13 protein-coding genes are annotated in these 15,736 nt (G+C 72.6%); 7 read left to right on the top strand and 6 right to left on the bottom strand.

Going from position 1 to position 15,736, the window contains the following annotated elements; genetic code table 11:
• Positions 1 to 85: 85 nt before the first annotated feature.
• From ACQEVZ_RS31650 to purE, 3 genes are all read left to right on the top strand, one after another.
• Positions 86 to 643 (top strand): hypothetical protein, encoded by a 558-nt coding sequence (locus ACQEVZ_RS31650; protein WP_433373215.1) that lies wholly within the window; start codon positions 86 to 88, stop codon positions 641 to 643.
• Between the two features lie 103 nt (positions 644 to 746).
• Positions 747 to 1,877 carry a 5-(carboxyamino)imidazole ribonucleotide synthase gene (locus tag ACQEVZ_RS31645; RefSeq protein ID WP_433373212.1) on the top strand — a complete coding sequence of 377 codons (1,131 nt, stop codon included), beginning with the start codon at positions 747 to 749 and terminating at the stop codon, positions 1,875 to 1,877.
• Positions 1,874 to 2,377 carry a 5-(carboxyamino)imidazole ribonucleotide mutase gene (gene purE / locus ACQEVZ_RS31640; RefSeq protein ID WP_344501692.1) on the top strand — a complete coding sequence of 168 codons (504 nt, stop codon included), beginning with the start codon at positions 1,874 to 1,876 and terminating at the stop codon, positions 2,375 to 2,377. The genes ACQEVZ_RS31645 and purE overlap by 4 nt, the downstream gene beginning before the upstream one ends.
• Before the next feature lie 4 nt (positions 2,378 to 2,381).
• Here the strand turns inward: purE and ACQEVZ_RS31635 are convergent, their stop codons facing one another.
• Positions 2,382 to 5,204 carry an AbfB domain-containing protein gene (locus ACQEVZ_RS31635; RefSeq protein WP_433373208.1) on the bottom strand — a complete coding sequence of 941 codons (2,823 nt, stop codon included), beginning with the start codon at positions 5,202 to 5,204 and terminating at the stop codon, positions 2,382 to 2,384.
• A 271-nt stretch (positions 5,205 to 5,475) separates the two neighbouring features.
• Between ACQEVZ_RS31635 and ACQEVZ_RS31630 the strand changes: the two genes are divergently transcribed.
• Positions 5,476 to 5,619 (top strand): hypothetical protein, encoded by a 144-nt coding sequence (locus ACQEVZ_RS31630; protein WP_433373205.1) that lies wholly within the window; start codon positions 5,476 to 5,478, stop codon positions 5,617 to 5,619.
• 267 nt (positions 5,620 to 5,886) lie between these two features.
• On the opposite strand, the gene ACQEVZ_RS31625 is transcribed toward ACQEVZ_RS31630, so the two are convergent.
• Positions 5,887 to 7,329, bottom strand: a complete 1,443-nt coding sequence (locus ACQEVZ_RS31625; protein ID WP_433373202.1) for a hypothetical protein — start codon at positions 7,327 to 7,329, stop codon at positions 5,887 to 5,889.
• Positions 7,330 to 7,471: 142 nt separating this feature from the next.
• Here ACQEVZ_RS31625 and trpB point away from each other — a divergent pair, with 142 nt between their 5' ends.
• The 3 genes from trpB to ACQEVZ_RS31610 are packed head-to-tail and all read left to right on the top strand — an operon-like array spanning position 7,472 to position 10,182.
• Positions 7,472 to 8,680, top strand: a complete 1,209-nt coding sequence (trpB, locus tag ACQEVZ_RS31620; RefSeq protein ID WP_433373199.1) for a tryptophan synthase subunit beta — start codon at positions 7,472 to 7,474, stop codon at positions 8,678 to 8,680.
• Positions 8,677 to 9,420, top strand: coding sequence for a tryptophan synthase subunit alpha (gene trpA, locus ACQEVZ_RS31615; RefSeq protein WP_433373196.1), 744 nt, complete (start codon positions 8,677 to 8,679; stop codon positions 9,418 to 9,420). Before trpB ends, trpA begins: the two co-directional genes overlap by 4 nt.
• Positions 9,421 to 9,423: 3 nt before the next feature.
• Entirely contained in the window at positions 9,424 to 10,182 is a 759-nt protein-coding gene (locus ACQEVZ_RS31610; protein WP_433377104.1) for a GntR family transcriptional regulator, read from the top strand.
• A gap of 405 nt (positions 10,183 to 10,587) precedes the next feature.
• Here the strand turns inward: ACQEVZ_RS31610 and ACQEVZ_RS31605 are convergent, their stop codons facing one another.
• From ACQEVZ_RS31605 to ACQEVZ_RS31590, 4 genes are all read right to left on the bottom strand, one after another.
• A complete protein-coding gene (locus ACQEVZ_RS31605) occupies positions 10,588 to 11,250 on the bottom strand; it encodes a hypothetical protein (RefSeq protein ID WP_344501696.1) in 663 nt (220 codons plus the stop codon).
• 86 nt (positions 11,251 to 11,336) lie between these two features.
• Positions 11,337 to 11,918, bottom strand: coding sequence for a TIGR03086 family metal-binding protein (locus tag ACQEVZ_RS31600; RefSeq protein ID WP_433373192.1), 582 nt, complete (start codon positions 11,916 to 11,918; stop codon positions 11,337 to 11,339).
• Positions 11,919 to 12,018: 100 nt separating this feature from the next.
• A complete protein-coding gene (locus tag ACQEVZ_RS31595) occupies positions 12,019 to 13,101 on the bottom strand; it encodes an ABC transporter ATP-binding protein/permease (RefSeq protein WP_433373189.1) in 1,083 nt (360 codons plus the stop codon).
• 88 nt (positions 13,102 to 13,189) lie between these two features.
• Entirely contained in the window at positions 13,190 to 15,604 is a 2,415-nt protein-coding gene (locus ACQEVZ_RS31590) for a putative bifunctional diguanylate cyclase/phosphodiesterase (RefSeq protein WP_433373186.1), read from the bottom strand.
• Between the last annotated feature and the right edge of the window lie 132 nt (positions 15,605 to 15,736).

Below are 15,736 nucleotides of genomic sequence, written 5' to 3'. Positions count from 1 at the left end.
GAACACGCCCTCCTTTGGCACGCCCTCGTAACGGTGTAATCATGTAATCAGCGTTGCAGGAGCAAGTGAGTAAGGGAGTAAGCAGATGCGAAGAGGAGAATGGGGCCGCGGCGGCGGTCCGCGCAGCGAGCCCCCGCCCGCCACCGACGCGCCCGCCTGGATCGGCGGCGCGCTGCCCGACGGCTGGTTCACCGGACCCGCCGAGATCACCATCGACCGCGACGAGATCACCATCGTCGGCCGGCTCAGCGACCCGCCCCTCCCCGACGACGCGACCGACGCCGACCGGTCCGCCGCCGATCAGGGCCGCATCGCCGGGTTCCGGGAGACCACCCGCGACCAGCGGATCGGCATCGCCCAGCAGCTGGAGCGGCGCTACCAGCGCAAGGTCGCGTGGGGCGTGCGGGTCGGCGAGACCCGGGAGCTGTTCACCACGTTCTCCGCGCCGGTCATGACCCGGCTGCGGCAGGCCGAGCGGCAGGTCCTGGACACCCTCGTGGACTCCGGCGTGGCCCGGTCCCGCTCGGAGGCGCTGGCCTGGTGCGTCGCCCTCGTCGGCCAGCACGCCGAGTCGTGGCTGGCCGAGCTCCGCCAGGCCATGACCCAGGTCGACGAGCTCCGCAAGCAGGGCCCGTCGGTGTGATCCGCGCCGGGCACCGCCGGGAGGGCCCGCCGGTGTGATCCGTGCCGGTCGCGGCGCCCGGGACTCGGGTGCCGCGACCGGAAAACGCTAGGCTCACCAGCCTATGGACTCGCGAACCGGACTCCCCGTCGTGGGCATGGTGGGCGGCGGCCAGCTGGCCCGCATGACCCACCAGGCCGCCATCGCCCTCGGACAGTCGCTCCGGGTGCTCGCCGTCTCCGCCGACGACGGGGCCGCGCTCGTCGCCGCCGACGTCGTCATCGGCCGGCACGATGACATCGACGCGGTGCGGGCGTTCGCGAAGGGGTGCGACGTGGTCACCTTCGACCACGAGCACGTGCCCGGCGACCTGATCCGCACGCTCGCCGCGGAGGGCGTCACGCTGCTGCCGGGGGCCGACGCCCTCCGGTACGCGCAGAACAAGCGCGACATGCGCGCCCACCTCGCGGAGCTCGGCTTCCCCGTGCCCCGCTGGACGGACGGCGACCTCCAGCAGTTCGGCGACGAGGTCGGCTGGCCGATCATCGTCAAGACCGCCACGGGTGGCTACGACGGCCGCGGCGTCTTCGTCGCCCACTCGGTCGCCGACATCCCGGACGTGAAGGGGCTGATCGGCGAGGAACGCGTCCAGCTCAAGCGGGAGCTCGCCGCCGTCGTCGCCAGGTCGCCACTCGGCCAGGTGGCCGCCTACCCGGTCGTCGAGACCGTGCAGCAGGACGGCATCTGCGTCGAGGTGCTCGCGCCGGCGCCCGGGCTCGACGAGGACGTGGCGGTCGAGGCTCAGCGGCTCGCCATCGACATCGCCACCCGGCTCGGGGTGGTCGGTGTGCTCGCCGTGGAGCTGTTCGAGACGACGACCGGGAAGATCCTGGTCAACGAGCTGGCGATGCGCCCGCACAACTCCGCGCACTGGACGATCGAGGGCGCCAGGACCTCGCAGTTCGAGCAGCACCTGCGGGCCGTGCTCGACTACCCGATGGGCGACACCAGGCTCACCGCCCCCGCGGTCGTGATGGCCAACGTGCTCGGCGGCGCGCCCGGCGGGATGCCGATCGACGAGCGGCTGCACCACCTGTTCGCCGAGGAGCCCGGCGCAAAGGTCCACCTGTACGGCAAGCAGGTCCGGCCCGGGCGCAAGATCGGCCACGTGACGGTCCTCGGCGACGACATGGAAGACTGCCGCCGGCGCGCCGCCCGGGCCGCCCGGATCCTCGAAGAAGGGTATGTGCATTGACCGACGTCGGCATCATCATGGGCAGCGACTCCGACTGGCCCGTGATGCGGCTCGCCGCCGAGGCACTGGACGAGTTCGGCGTGTCCTATGAGGTACGGGTCGTCTCCGCCCACCGCACGCCGCACCTGATGCTCGACTACGCCGGCGAGGCCGTCGCCCGCGGGCTGAAGGTCATCATCGCCGGGGCCGGCGGCGCGGCGCACCTGCCGGGCATGGTCGCCTCCGCCACTCCCCTGCCGGTCATCGGGGTGCCGGTACCGCTGAAATACCTCGACGGCATGGACTCGTTGATGTCGATCGTGCAGATGCCGGCCGGCATCCCCGTCGCCACCATGGCGATCGGTGGCGCCCGCAACGCCGGGCTGATGGCCGCCCGCATCCTCGCCGTCGGCGACCCCGAGCTGCTGGCGAAGGTCCGTGACTTCCAGGAGTCGCTGCGCGCGATGGTGGCGGAGAAGGACGCCGCCCTCTCCGCCACCATCGCAGGCCTCAACGCCTAGGGCGTCACGGGGCCCACGGTGCGGCCAGGTTCCAGCTGCTGTCGGCGCTGAGCGCCTGCGGCCGCTGGAACCCGGTGCCGTTGCCGGCGGAGATGTACACCTGCGACTCGAAGTGCCGCAGGTACGAGCCGGGGATGTTGATCGACTCGAACGTGACGCCGGCGCCGCCGATGCCCGGACGGGCGCAGAACGTGGCGTCGGCGAAGAACAGCGCCGAGCCGTCGTTCACCGAGTTGCGGACCCGGCTGTCGGCGTGCCGCAGGAACTGGCCGGGGAAGTTCACCGACTCGAACGAGTAGCACGACGAGTCGGCCAGGCCGCGCCGCACCGTGTACGTGGCGTCGGCCTTCAGCAGGGCGCTGCTGCCGCCGTTCACGATCTCGGTGTAGGCGAGGCTGTCCGAGTGCCGCAGGTAGCGGTCGGTGAAGCCCCACGTGGTGACCTGCAGCGACTTGCGCACATCGGTCTGCAGCTGCACCGAGCTGCGCCACAGCGCCGGGTTCGCCGTGTTCCAGGTCGCGTCGGCGGCGAAGCCGGACGCGGTGTCCCATGCGTTGGCGCCGCCGCTGCGCGCCAGGTAGACGTTGTCGGCGTAGTGGCGCATGTACGAGCCGGGGAAGTTGTACGACTCGAACGACGTGCCGCCCGCCGCCAGCCCGGGCCGGCTGCACCAGGTCGCGTCCGCGGCGAAGCTGCCGCCCGTGTTGGGGTCGATGCGGACGCGGAGGTTGGCGTGCCGCAGGTACTGGCCGGGGAAGTTCACGGACTCGAACGAGTAGCACCGCGGGTCGGCCAGGCCGGCCACCGTGCGGAACGACGCGTCCTGCCGCGCCCCGTCGGCGCTCGCCGAGCTGAGCACGTCGGTGCGGGCGAAGCTGTTCGAGTGCCGCAGGTAGCGGTTCGTCAGCCCGGCCGTGGTCACCTGGAACGACCTGACGTGCCCGAGGGTCATCGGCACGGCCGCGTTCAGGTTCTTCGACGCGTTGATGAGGCTGGTGTTCGCGGCGCGGACCAGGTTGGTGTCGACCTTCTGGATCCGCCGGTCGTAGGTGAGCAGCCCGTTGTACTCGCCCTCGACGTCGGTGATCTCGGTGTACACGTACGCCGACAGGCCCCGCGTCGTCATGAGCGCCTGCGTGTCGCGGATCATGCCGGTGAACCGGTCGTTGAGCTGCGCGTTGCTGAACACCTGCTCGTACGCGAAGAACTGCCCGTCCGGGCTCCACTCGTGCCCGGGCGTGCGCAGGCCGATCCCGCCGAACTCGCCGAGGACCGAGACGCGGGTCGATGACGGCAGCGGGGCGTCAGGACCGGTGTAGATGTGCCAGTCGATGATGTCGCCGGTGCCGGGGTCGCCCTTGGACGCGCAGCAGTTGTAGCCGCTGTGCGGGTTCACCAGGCGGGTCGGGTCGTAGTTCTTCAGGTCCGTGGTGATCCGCTGGGTGTCGGCGAGGTTCCACTCGCCCCAGCCCTCGTTGAACGGCACATAGGTGACGACCGCCGGCGAGAACCGGTGCTCGTCGATGATCTCGCGCGCCTCGGACTCCAGCTCGGCGATCTGCGCCGGCGTCCGGTTCGCGTCGAACGCCTGCGTCGACGGGATGTCCTGCCACACCAGCAGGCCCAGGCGGTCGGCGTGGTAGTACCAGCGCGCGGGCTCGACCTTGATGTGCTTGCGGACCATGTTGAACCCGAGGTCCTTGTGCTTCTGCAGGTCGGAGGCGAGCGCGGCGTCGGTCGGCGCGGTGTAGAGCCCGTCGGGCCAGAAGCCCTGGTCGAGCGTGCCGGCCTGGAAGATGAACTCGCCGTTGAGGGTCGGGCGGAGCACGCCGTTGACCAGCTTCTTGCCGATCTCCCGCATCCCGAAGTAGCTCACGACCTGGTCCACGGTCGCGCCGGCGCTGTTGCGCAGCGAGACCCGCAGGTTGTACAGGAACGGGTCGTCCGGCGACCACCGGCGCGCGTTCGGCACCGGCACGCTGAACTCGGTGAACCCGCCGGTCACGCTGCCGACGACGGTCGTGCCGTTCATCGCCTCGGCGAAGACGGTGTGCCCCGTGACGTTGCCGCGGGTGAAGACCCTGACCCGCGCGGTGTTGTTGGCCAGGTTGGCGTAGATGTCGACGGAGTAGATCGACGACACCGGCGTCGGCTCCAGCCACACCGTCTGCCAGATCCCGGACGTCGGCGTGTAGAAGATGCCGCTCGGGCTGTTGGTCTGCTTGCCGATCGGCTGCTTCTCGCCGCGGCCGTCGGTCGGGTCGTACACCCGCACGACGATCTCGTTGTTACCGCCGTTGAGCTGCGGCGTGATGTCGACCTCGAACCGGTCGTAGCCGCCCTTGTGGGTGGTGACCTGCACCCCGTTGACCCACACGGTGGCCTCGTAGTCCACGGCGCCGAAGTGCAGCTGGACGCGCCGCCCGTTCCACCCGGCCGGCACGGTGAACGTCCGCCGGTAGAACATCAGGTCACGGTTGTCGTTGCGCATGATGCCGGACAGCGCCGACTCGACCGGGAACGGCACCAGGATCCGCTCCGGCAGCGTCTGCCCCAGCGGCGGCGCCGCGTAGCGGTTCACGTTGCCGGCGCCGTCGGTGGCGGGGTTCAGGAACTCCCACTCCCCGTTGAGCGACTGCCACTCGTTGCGGGTCATCTGCGGCCGCGGGTACTCGGGCAGCGGGTTCGTCGTGGACACCTGGCTGGTCCACGGCGTCGTCAGCGGCGGCGTCTTCGGCACGACGGCCGAGGCCGGCGCACCCGACGCCACCAGCCCCCCGGCGACGACGGTCAGGACGGCCAGTGTGCGGGCGAGGAGATGGCGCATCGAACTCCTTCTGGCGGGAAAGAGCACGCGGAACCGGCCCGCGGCCGGTTGGCGATCGGCCGCGCGCTGGCAGCGAGCGTTGTGGCGGGCATCGACGGGCTTGGGTAGGGCCCAGGTTCCGGGAACGTAACATGAAACATTCCCGAACGGAATAGCTCACATGCGCCCACTAATCAAACAGAATCCACCATAGTTTTCGAAAGACGCTTGGCACTACCTGCCGCAAGCACTCAACGAGGCCGCTGGAGGGCCGCACTTCGCGGCTGCCGCGGTGGCCGGGACGGAGTCGTTCCGCCACAGTGGACGGTCGAACCTGACCGAGGACACAGTGCTCGCCGTGCACGGCGACGCGGGCTTCCCCGATGCGGCCGGGGACGACGGCGTCGACCTCGCCCGCCTCCATCAGCAGCCCTGACCCGCACCCGATCCAGATCACGCGAGCGACCACGCAACCGCGCGCAGCGCCGGACAACCCCCATCGGGGTGGCCAGGGCCGAGGCCACCGCCGCATGGCTCACCAATGGCGCGGTGCCGCGCCCATTGGGTGACGGTCAGCCAGCGAGGCCGGTGAAACGCGGGGCTCCCACCGGCGAGATCACCGACAAGACGCTGCGCGCAGGCCCCCTCCACCGGGTCGTCGACCCGGTCCGGACGACGGCAGGCCGTGCAATGCGGGCGGGGCTCAGGCGCGGTGGCCGTTGGGGATGGCGGCGCGGACGGCGTCCCAGGGCATGGCGGCGACGGCGCGGGTCAGGCGGGTGGACCAGGCGACGACGACGTCCAGGTCGCCGGAGCCCTCGCACAGCAGGTACTGCCCCTCGATCCACCACGGCGGGACGGCCATGAACAGCTCGGGGACCGGGACGCGGCCGGCGAAGAGGCCCGCGAGGGCGGGGTCCGGCGCGCCGGGGGCGACCTGGCCGGCCTGGTCGAAGGCGGTGTGCGACAGATACGGCACCGGGGTGGGCAGCGGCACCATCCAGATGGTCTGCACCGGGTCGGAGCGGCGGGGTTTGCGCCGGTACCGGTCGCCGACGAGCACCGGCACGCCGTCGACGGTGCCCCTGAGCACGTCATACAGGTCGACGGACTGGGCGTGCTCCTGGACGCCGATGACGGCGCGGCCGGTCTGCGGGCCGGGGACGGGCACGGCGAGCGAGGGCAGGAACTCCCAGCCGCGCTGGGAGGCCAGCCGCTGCCGGGCGCGGGTCGGGCGCAGTGCCGGCAGGCGCCGGTACGCATTGAGCACCACCGACAGGACGCCCATCTCCAGGGCGAGGACCACGGTCGCCGTCACGTACTTGTTGACCTGCGGGATCAGGGCGGCTACGGCGATCATCGTGACGAGACCGCCGATGGCGGCGAAGATCGCGCCGACGACGGCGATCCGGCCGTCGAAGCGGGTCCCGAGCAGGCCGACGGTGACGCCGATGACGAGGAAGCCGATGACCGCCGCCATCGCACCGGGCAGCCCGGCCCGGGACAGCGGGACGGCGATGGCGGCGACGAGAAGACCGCCGACGATGACGGCGAGGACCGCGATGGCGCGGTCGCTGAGGCCGACGCCGGCCGGGCCGCGGCCGACCTCCCGTCGTGCCGGCCGGATCTGGCACCGGCGGGCGACGAGCTCCGCCTCGAGCCGCTCGACGAACGCCTTGTAGTCCGCCTTGTCGGCGCCGGTGATGTCCACCGCGCGGCCGTCGAGCGTGACCAGGCCGGCTGCGGTGATCTTGTCGTCCTTGCGGGTGACGTACATCTCGTCGATCCACGAGAACGGGGCGGCGTCGACGCTGCGGTTGCGGCTCCACACCAGGCCGTGCTCGTAGTGGTGGACGACGACGTAGGCGCCGAAGAGCCGGTAGAAGGCATAGCCCGCCGCGGCCAGGCCGGCGATCGCCAGCAGCACGACGATCAGGGCGAGCGCCTTCACCTGGAGGAACTCGATGGACGAGACGATCCAGCTGACGAGGGCGGCGGCACCGAACAGGATCGCCGAGATGACGAGGCCGGTGGCGCACTCCACCACCGGGTGGTCGCCCTTGTGCATGGCGACGTGCGCGCCGAGCTGCTGCCGCTCCGCGAGCGCGGCCACGCGTGGCGGCACGCTGACGGTCGATGCGTCCATGGTTTCCCCCGTCCTGGTCGATCGACGCAGGACGCTACGCCATGTGGCGTCCGCCCCGCGACCCCGGCCGCGTTGACTTCCGTCACGGAGTCTGTCACTGTTCTAGAACTGTTGCAACTGTTCTAGAACTCTGGGAGTGGGCATGGGCGATCTGCTGATCCGGCCGAGCCGCACGCCGTCGCGCGTCCGGCTGATGGACGACCCGGGACCGCTGGGCAGGTTCGGGGACTATGGCGGGCGTTACGTCCCCGAGTCCCTGATCCCCGCCTGCCGGCGGGTCGAGGAGGCGTTCCGGGAGGCATGGGCCGACCCCGCGTTCCGGCACCAATTGGCCGGCCTGCTCGCCACGCACGCCGGGCGGCCGACGCCGCTGACCCCCGCGGTGCGGCTGTCCGCCGAGCTCGGCGTGACGCTGCTGCTCAAGCGGGAGGACCTCACCCACACGGGCTCACACAAAATCAACAACGTGATCGGCCAGGCGCTGCTCGCGAGCAGGATGGGGCACAAGCGGCTGATCGCCGAGACGGGCGCCGGGCAGCACGGGGTGGCGACGGCGACCGCGGCGGCGATGTTCGGCATGGCGGCGACCGTGTTCATGGGCGAGCGCGACATCGAGCGGCAGGCGCTCAACGTGTTCCGGATGCGGATGCTCGGTGCCGAGGTCGTGCCCGTCCGCACCGGCGCGAGGACGTTGAAGGACGCCACCAGCGAGGCGATGCGGCACTGGGTCGGCTCGACCGCCGACAGCTACTACTGCATGGGATCCGTGCTCGGCCCGATGCCCTATCCGTGGATGGTGCGCGAGTTCCAGCGGGTCATCGGCGACGAGGCGCGCCAGCAGTGCGCCACCGCGCTGCCCGCGGCGGTGCCCGACCACGTCGTGGCGTGCGTCGGCGGCGGGTCCAACGCGGCCGGGACCTTCGCCGGGTTCGTCGACACCACGGCGAAGCTGGTCGGGGTCGAGGCCGAGGGCGGCGCCGGCGCGACCCGCGGCAGCCTCGGCGTGCTGCACGGGGTGCGGTCGATGTTCCTGCAGGACGACGACGGCCAGGTCCTGGAGGCCCACTCGATCGCCGCGGGGCTCGACTATCCGGGCATCGGCCCCGAGCACGTGCACCTGCGGGACCTCGGCCGCGCCCGGTATGTGACGGTCAGCGACGCCGAGGTGGTCGACGCCGTCGTCCGGCTCGCCCGCACCGAGGGGATCGTGGCGGCGCTCGAGTCCGCGCACGCGGTCGCGTGGGTGATCCGCGCCGCCGCCGACGGCACGCTGCCCGCCGGCTCGACCGTCCTGCTGACCCTGTCCGGCCGCGGCGACAAGGACATCTCCGCACTGAAGGAGCTGCTGTGAAGCTGCCGACCGACCACAAGGTCCTGATGCCGTATCTCACCGGCGGCGCCGTCGCCGAGTGGACCGATCACCTCCGGGCGCTCGTCGACAACGGTGCCGACGCGATCGAGGTCGGCCTGCCGTTCTCCGACCCGACGCTCGACGGCGCCACGATCCAGGAGGCGACCCACGCGGCCCTCACCCGGGGCGCGACGCTGCGCGGCATCCTGGCCCGCATCCCGGAGGTCGCCGGGGCCGCGCCGCTCGTCGCCAGCACGTATGCCAACCTCCTCGTCCGCGACGACGCGTTCTGCCGCAGCCTCCGCGACGCCGGTTTCGACGGGCTGATCGTCCCCGACCTGCCGCTGGAGGAGTGCGCCGAGGCAAGTGCCAAGGCAGAAGAGCAGGACCTGGATCTGGTGCTGCTGGCGTCGCCCGCCACCCCGGACGAGCGCCTCGGCGAGATCGCGCGGCGCAGCCGGGGCTTCGTGTATGCGGTCACGGTCATGGGCACGACCGGCGAGCGCGAGACCCTCGCCGCGTCCGCCGCCGACCTGGCGCGCCGGCTCGCCGGCCGCTGCGACCTGCCGGTGTTGCTAGGATTCGGCATCTCCACCCCGGCCCAGGCGGCCGAGGCAGCCCGCCTCGCCGACGGTGTCGTCATCGGCGCGGCGATCATGCGCCGGGTGCTCGACGGCGCCACGCCGGCCGAGATCGGGGCCTATGTCCGGTCGATCCGGGAGGCCATGGACGAAGGGTGAGCCATCAACGCCGAGCCGCGGTATCGCAGCATCGCCGCCGACCTGGCCGAGAAGATCCGCGCCGGGGAGTATGCGCCTGGTGCGGCGCTGCCCGGGCAGCGCGACCTCAGCCACAGCTACGGCGTGACCCTGATGACGCTCCGGCAGGCGCTGCGGCACCTCAGCGACGAGGGGCTGATCGTGCAGCGGGCGGGGAAGGGCACGTATGTGGCGCCGCCGCACCTGGCGTACCGGCTGGGCCCGCTGCGCAACCTCGCGGACGACCTGCGCGAGCAGGGTCTCGAGGTGCAGACCCGGGTGCTGGACCAGGCGCTGCGCCGGCCTCCGTCGCCGGTCGCGGTCTTACTGGGGGCGCCGGCGCTGCGGCTCGAGCGGGTCAGGGCGTTCGCCGGGCGGCCGGCCGTGCACCAGGTGTCGTGGGTTCGCAAGCCGTTCGGCAACCGGATCCGGGCGGCCGACTTCGCCACGGCGTCGCTGTACCTGACGCTGGCCGACGCCGGGGTGGCCGTCGCCAGGGCCAGCGAGACGATCCGCCCCGCGGTGCTGGAGGAGGAGTTGGCCGGGCACCTGCACGCCGACGTGGGCACGCCGGTGTTCGTCAGCGAGCGGATCACGTACTCGCTGGACGACACCCCCGTCGTCGCCGACCGCGCCGTGATCCTCGGCGAGATGATGGAGATCCGGGCCACCCGAGCCGCGTCCGGCCTGTCCCTGACCTGGTCGGACGTGGCCGCCGAGGTGGTCCCCCGCCGGCAGCCGTAGCGGCCGGCACGGAACACGCACAGCGACAGGCCGCGTGGTGCAGCGCCGACGCCGTCAAGCTCGTCCCGGCTGACACGGACTGATGCAGAGCCGGTGATGGCGAGCCACGGCCCGGCGCCGGCGGACGAGCGGCAAGTACACGTCCCGCATCGGTCGGCGTTGCAGCGCATCTGAGCTCGGCCAGCAGCGGCCTGTCGCGGGAGACCAGCAGCGGCCGGGTCACTGAGACCGACCAGCGGCCCTCGCGGAGGCCGACCAGCGGCCCCGTTGCGGAGGCCGAGCAGCAGCAGCCCGTTGCGGAGGCCGAGCAGCAGCGGCCGGTTGCGGAGGCCGGTCAGCGATGATGCGGCCCCGCGGGCTGAGAAGTTCACGACGCCGGAGGTCGGCAGGGGCGGTGCCGGGGAGTCAGACGTGGCCGCGGAGGGACTCGTCGTAGATGACGGTGGGGGGTGGATTCAGCAGGTCGTGGGCGGCCTTGCTGAACGTGCTCGCGTCGCGGCGGCGGCGGAGCTCCACCGTCACCGACTCGCAGGACGCCTCGCCGTCCAGGGCGGCGACCGCGCCTGACGGGAGCAGGAACACCGGGGCGGTCGGGCCGACGGCGGTGTCCGCGGGGCGGCCCGCGATGCCGACGACGGTGGCGTTGACGACGGCCTGGCCGCGGGACAGGGTTGTCCGTTCGCCGAGGCGGATGTCGTGGGCGGCGGCGGTGCGCTCGTCGATGAGGACCTGCGCGTCGGAGGCCGGGTAGGTGCCCGAGCGCACCGCCGACCAGCGCAGGCCCGGCCGGCTGGCGGCGGTCAGCACCGTCGCGCCGTTGAGCAGGCCGCGGGAGGTGACGACGGTGACGCCGTAGAGGGTGGTGCCGCACTCGACGGCGGCGGCCTGGGGCAGGGACGCGATGCGGTCGACCTGCTTCGGCGTGAACCTGCCGACGAGGCGCACGTCCGCGTCGCCGGGCAGGTCCGTGAACTGGGTGGATTTCTCATACCGGTCGAGGACCACGAACGCCCCGACCGCGACCGCACCGATGACGAAGCCGGCGACGATCGTCCGCTCCCCGCGCATGCCGCAGACGGTACCGGAGCGGTCACCCACGGTCGGGGAGCCACGCAGGGGGCCGCCCGAGTGGGTGGCCCCCAACTGCGGAGCGGTCAGGCCGCGCGGCCGAGGTAGCGCAGCAGGGTCACCGCCGGGCCGGCGTCGTCGGCCGGCAGGGCTGCGGCGTAGGCGCCGTAGGCCCGCAGCGGCTCGACGATCTCGCGCGCCACCGGCAGCAGCCGCTCGGCGAGGCCGTCGGACAGCGGCGACGGCTGTCGAGTCGCGACCGCGACGTCCCACGCGTGGACGGCGGCGTCCAGACCGGCCGCCCCGGCGCCGAGCCAGCCGGCCATCTTGCCCTGCGGCAGCGGCGTGGGCGCGTCGGTCGCGTTGGCGGCGACGGTCGCCCAGGCCACGGCGGAGGCCTGCATCGTGCGCTCGACGAAGTCCTTGAACGCGTCGACGTCGCCGTCCAGCTCGCCCGACGGCGCGAACGGGTCGAACGTCGGCCAGCCCTCACCGGTGATCGCGGCGGCGTAGCCGAGCTGGTCGCCCGCGGCGTGCTGGAGGACCTGGGTGACGTTCCACAGCTCGCACGGCGTCGGCAGCAGCAGGTCCGACGGGCGCAGCCCGGCGAGCACCGCCCGCAGCGCCGCGTGCGACTCGTCCAGGACGGTCCAGGTGTTCGAGCTCATCAGACACTCCCTCAACTCGGTGACTGCGACCAGTCTATCAGAACGGAATGCTCCATTCCACTACGAGACCGAAGCGAAGTGGAGGAGCCGGCGAAGCACTTCAGGCGACGTCGAGCGTGGCCTTGCGGCGGCTCTCGCGCTCGAACCAGGCGAGCAGGGCCAGGCCGACCACCACGTACAGCACGCCGAGACCCGCCTCGGCGAGCACGTCGTCGCGCACCGACGCCAGCCCCGCGCCGGCCGCGACCTCGCGGGCCGCCGCGATGCCGTGGGTCAGCGGCAGCCAGGCGGCGACGGCGGCCATCCAGTCCGGCAGCTCCGACAGCGGGACGTTGACGCCGGCGAAGACGAGCAGGACGCCGACGACCAGGTTGGGCAGGACGGCCACCTCGCGGACCCGCAGCGACAGCGCCGCGTTGGCGAGGCCGAGCCCGGTGCACGCGAACGCCGACACCGCCACGACGTTGCCGACACTGACCTTCTGCTTGAGCTGCTCGGGCGTGCCCTCGGCGACGATGCGGCCGCCGGCGAGCACGGCGATGCGGTCGCACAGCTCGTCGGCCTCGAACATGTAGTGCGTGGTGAGCAGCACCGTGGTGCCCTGCGCGATGAGGGCCTTCACCGCCTGCCGCAGCTCGCGGGCGCCGACGGGGTCGATGCCGATGCTGGGCTCGTCGAGGAAGAGGACCTCGGGGCGGTGCAGCAGGCCGCGGGCGATGTGCAGCCGCTGGCGCATCCCGCGGGAGTAGCCCTCGACCCGCTCCTTTTCGCGGCCGGTCAGGCCGACGAGGTCGAGCAGCTCGCCGATGCGGGCGCGCTGCTCGCGGGCCGGCACCGCGTACAGCTCGGCGAAATACCGCAGGTTGTCCAGGCCAGACAGGCGCTCATACAGCCCGCGGTCGCCGCCGAAGACGTAACCGACGCGGCGGCGCACCTCGCGCGGGCTGGCGACCACGTCGTGGCCGAGCACCTCGATCCGCCCGCCGGTCGGCAGCAGCAGCGTGATGAGCATCTTGATCGTGGTGGTCTTGCCGGCACCGTTGGGCCCGAGCAGGCCATACAGCTCGCCGCGCTCCACCTGGAAGGAGATGCCCCGCACGGCCTCGACGACCTTCTCGGTGCGGCGCAGGCCGCTGCGGGACCGGAGCGTCCGCCGCAGGTCGGACACATCGATGATCGCCATCCCGGGCCCCGCTCAAGAATCGCTGGGGCAGACCCTAGCACCGGTCCGCGACCCCCGAGGACCGTCGATGCGCACGGTGACGGACGGACTACCCGGCGCCCTCGGCGCGCAGGTGACGGCGCTGCACCTGGCGGCGCTCGCGCAGGACGGCCGCCAGGCGTTCGGCGGCCAGCGGCGGGTGGAACAGGAAGCCCTGCGCGGAGGTGCAGCCCAGCGCGGCCAGGGCTGCGCGCTGGTCGGGGTTCTCCACGCCTTCGGCGACGACGCGCAGCTTGAGCCGCAGCCCGAGCTCGACCGTGGCCCGGACGATCGCCTCGGCCTTCGGGGAGTCGATCATCTGCGCGACGAACTCCCGGTCGATCTTCACCTCTTGTACGGGCAGCCGCGTGAGCACGGTGAACGAGGAGAACCCGGTGCCGAAGTCGTCGACCGCGAGCTGGACGCCGAGCCGCCGGATGCGGGCGAGGACGTCGTCGATGACGGGCGACTGCGACAGCATCACGGTCTCGGTGATCTCCAGGACGAGCAGCTCGGCCGGGAGGCGGTGGCGGGCGAGCAGGTCGCCGATCGCCTCAGGCAGCTGCCGCTCCAGGAGGCTGCGGGCGGAGATGTTGACCGACACGGGGACGGCGAGGCCGGCGCGCCGCCAGCTGGACGCGAGGCCGATCGCCCGGTCGAGGACCCACCGGGTGAGCGGGCCCATCAGCTCGCTGGCCTCCACGACGGGCAGGAACTGCCCGGGAGTGAGCGGCCCTCGGCGCGGGTGCTTCCACCGCACGAGCGCCTCGACGCCGGTGATCTGCTGCGCGCCGGGCGCCAGCGAGACAGCCGGCTGCAGCTCGACGCTGAGCTGCTCGCCGGCGTTCAGCGCCTCCCGCAGCTCGGCGAGCAGGGCGAGGCGGTCGGTGCTGGCGTCGTCGCGCCCGGCGTCGTACCAGGCGACGGGCTGCACGGCGCGCTTCGCCTGGTACATGGCGATGTCGGCGCGGCGCAGCAGCTCCGTGAGGTCGACCTCGCCGGCGGCGGCGACGACCACACCGATGGACGGCTCCTTCGACAGGAGCACCCCGTCGATCCGCATCGGCACGGCGATCTGCGCGCTGAGCTTGCGGGCCCGCTCGACGGCGGCGGCGAGGGCGAGGTCGGCGCCGCCGGTGTCGAGGTCGGTGATGAGCAGCGCGAACTCGTCGCCACCGAGGCGGGCGAGCAGGTCGCCGGCACCGCCGGCCTCGGTGACCCGGCCGGCGATCACGCGCAGCACCTCGTCGCCGGCCGCGTGGCCGAGGGCGTTGTTGACCTCTTTGAAGTCGTTGACGTCCAACAGCAGCATGGCGACGGGGTCGTGCGGCCCGCGGCGGCGGAGCAGCGCGTTGCCGCGCGACAGCAGCGCCGCCCGGTTGAACAGGCCGGTCAGGGGGTCGTGGACGGCGTCGTACGTGGTGCGCTCGCTCATCGAGCGCAGCTCGTCCTGGCTGATCGCGTCGTGCAGGGCGGCGGCGAGGGCGTCCCCGTACGCGTCGAGCATGCGCTGGTTGCGGGGCCTGAGCCGGCCGAGGCCGGACAGCCGCAGCTCGCCGACGGCGACCGCGCCGACGACCAGGTGGTGGGCCGCCGGGCTCTCGCCGGGACTCGCGCCGAAGACGGTGCCGCCCGCCAGCACGACCTGCGCGCCCGAAGCGCCGAAGAGCCGCCGGGCGCCCTCGATGCCGGCCTCGGCGGTGCCCCGCACGTCGAGCCGGTTGAGGTCGCGGGTCGCCTCGGCGAACTCGTGCCAGGTGCGGCGCTCCTCGCGGTCGCCGATGCGGCTCGCGTAGAGCTGCTGGAGCAGCAGCAGGACCGGCGGCAGGAGCAGCAGCAGGAGCGCGTCGGTGAGGCAGGCCCAGACGACGACCAGGCCGATGACGACGTTGCCGACGACCATGAGCAGCTTGCCGCGCAGCAGATCGGCGGCGACGGTGGCGGTCCGGCCGCCCCGGGTGGTGGCGACGTGCGCGGCGGTGGCGGTGATCGACACGACGCAGTACACGAGCGCGCCGGCACTCAGGGCGAGGATGCCGTGCGGCGTGAGGGGCGCGTCGTGGACCGGCGCGACGAGGGTGGCGGTGGCCGCGGCGAGCGTGCCGGCCAGGGTGAGCGCGGAGACGGTGTAGAGCAGGTCACGCCCGGTGCGGACGCGGCCGGCGCGGGCGTCGACGGTGCGCAGGATGCTGTGCGACACGGCGGCGCCCGGCAGGACGACGAGCGGGATCAGCGGGGCCGGCAGGTTGACGCACAGGATCACGATCGCGGCCTCGCCCCAGGCGAAGGCGGCCTGACCGGCGCCGGCCCGCACTCTCAGGCGGGCGAGCTGGGCGAGGATCACCACGCCGAAGCTCGCCGCGATCGCTCCTGACAGGCCCGAGAGGCCGGGCTGCCTCGTGGCGGTCAGCACCGTCGCGACTGCCACGCCGGCGAAGGCGACGGACGCCACGGCGGCGGTGAGGCGCGCCGGAAGGGGTGTCATCGATGCACCGCATCGACCGACAACAATGACGCTAAGCGGCGACCCGCATGCGCAGCGTGAGCAGATCCGTGGGCAAACGGGGTGTCCACCATCTGCCCCCCTTCCCTGCCCCACAGGGAGACGCGTCCGGCG

It is taken from the genome of Dactylosporangium sp. CA-152071, assembly GCF_050936335.1.
GTDB lineage: Bacteria > Actinomycetota > Actinomycetes > Mycobacteriales > Micromonosporaceae > Dactylosporangium > Dactylosporangium maewongense.
The sequence above is the reverse complement of the archived record's forward strand: the minus strand, read 5'-3'. Positions and strand labels throughout refer to the sequence as shown.